At 38.6% G+C, this 1257-nt stretch carries 1 protein-coding gene; it reads right to left on the bottom strand.

Annotation, left to right across the window (positions count from 1 at the left end; genetic code table 11):
• Positions 1-172: 172 nt before the first annotated feature.
• Positions 173-1257, bottom strand: a protein-coding gene (locus QZ359_RS03165) for an IS3 family transposase (protein ID WP_293959364.1) whose coding sequence is annotated in 2 segments (ribosomal slippage) — positions 173-996 and positions 996-1257 — 1086 coding nt annotated over the 2 segments. Because the reading frame shifts where the segments join, the coding sequence is not laid out codon by codon here. This gene is flagged as partial in the annotation.

The raw sequence follows: 1257 nt of genomic DNA, 5'->3' as shown, positions 1-1257 counted from the left end.
GCTTATCCTTCTGACAATTCTTATCAAGGTTGTTGGTATAGATGCTTTTCAATAAATAGAAGTTCCACTACTAATAAAAAGACTAGAAATCGGCACTGCACCCCAATAATGGGAGAAGAGAAAACCCCTCTTATGCGACCAGTTTTCTGTACTCTACAGGAGACTGGTCATTTTATTTTTGTTGAATTCTAGTTTCATTATAAAATATGATGTAATTTTTGACAATATCTGTTATACTATCTTTGGTTAAGTTTCTCCACTTATGGAGATAGAAGGTTTCAGACTTGAGAATAGAGTGGAACCATTCGATACAGGCATTATCTGCTGGTGTTCCTTTTCGGGACATAGAGCGGGTGATGCCTTTTTCTGTACAAGCCTGATAGTAAGCTTTTGAGGTATAGACAGATCCCTGGTCACTGTGTAAAAGTGCTCCTTGAGGTAGCTCAAGTTGATGAAGTGTGTCGAGCACAAAGTCCGTATCTTGGCATTCGGAGATGGTATAAGCTACAATTTCACGATTATAGAGATCCATGATTGAAGATAGATAAAGTCTACAGTTCCCAAAGTAGAGGTAGGTGATGTCTGTGACAAGCTTCTCCATAGGCCTGTCTGCTTGAAAATTACGATCCAGCTTATTGTCTGTTACATGGTAAGGCTTCCCTAATTTAGGTCCCTTCTTGGGACGGACACGGCAAAGGCAGCCCTTTTCCTTCATAATACGATAGACCTTCTTGCGATTAATGACGAGGTTATAAACTTTCTTGAGCAAGCGAGTGATGGTTCGATATCCGTAAATAAAGTGATTTTCCATACAGAGTTGTTCGATTTTATCTGCTATTTCGTCTCTTTTCTGAGAATTCTTACATTCCTGTTTCCAGCGATAAAAGGTTGAGCGTTTGACTCCGAAACACTCTAAAATAATAGATACAGGGCACATTTTCTTATACTCTTCCACTAGCTTAATAAGACTTACTTTGTCGATTTTCTTATCAAGCTCTGATACTTTTTTAGTAATTCTACCTGTAAACGTAACTGTTCCACTTCAGATAACTGCTTCATCCCTTTACCATAAGTATATTGTTTCCCCACAGGTTGGTGGAAACGGAACAATTCATCATTCTGATACCATTGCCACCAGGTCTTGACCTGACTAACATTTTTGATGCCGAGGGTATCCATGATAACCTTATTTGATTTACCTGCCTTTTTCATTTCGATACAGGCTAGCTTAGTTTCTACTGAATATGCTTTTTTGAC

It is taken from the genome of Streptococcus sp. (genome assembly GCF_019414905.1).
In the GTDB taxonomy this organism is placed as follows: Bacteria; Bacillota; Bacilli; order Lactobacillales; family Streptococcaceae; genus Streptococcus.
This window is presented reverse-complemented; position numbering and strand designations above follow the sequence as displayed.